Raw genomic sequence first — 567 nt, forward strand, 5'->3', positions numbered from 1 at the left:
TATCGACCATTCGGCGCCTGTAAAGAAACTCTGCACAGTCAGGGTGTCGTTCGTACCATAACGAATGAGCAGGTCCGAATATCCAGTGCGCTCAAAACCGGTGATGTCCGTCGAATTGACGTCAGTGAAACGCACCAAATCCACATCTGCTGCAACACCGTCGTCAGCGATAATGTCTTGCCCATCGCCGCGACTGAAAACGAAGGTATCGGATCCGCTGTTGCCGGCTAACAGATCGTTGCCGACACCGCCATTCAGGGTGTCATTTCCTTGGGCTCCAGCAAGTCTGTCGTCACCACTGCCACCGTCCAGGGTGTCATTTCCACTGGCGCCGTTCAGGGTGTCGTTACCTTCCAAACCATAAAGACCGCTGTCGATACCCGCCATACCGACGAGAGCGTCATTGCCACTGGTTCCAACGATCCGTTTGGCGACGTCGGCGGTCGTCCAGATTATGCCATCCGAGAAATGAAACTCTTCAACCGAAGAGTCGGCGCCAGAAAAATAGCTTTGGATGGTGATCACATCACCAGTGCCATATCGCAATACAAGATCATATGGGTTGGG

General features: G+C 53.3%; 1 protein-coding gene. It reads right to left on the reverse strand.

Features of this window, described 5'->3' with window-relative positions:
* Positions 1 to 546, reverse strand: a 546-nt coding sequence (locus ACTJKS_RS28035; protein WP_440829057.1) for a calcium-binding protein, incomplete at its 3' end; no start/stop codon positions are given.
* Positions 547 to 567: the final 21 nt, after the last annotated feature.

The organism is Pseudomonas sp. 22189 (assembly GCF_052045635.1).
GTDB lineage: Bacteria > Pseudomonadota > Gammaproteobacteria > Pseudomonadales > Pseudomonadaceae > Aquipseudomonas > Aquipseudomonas parakoreensis.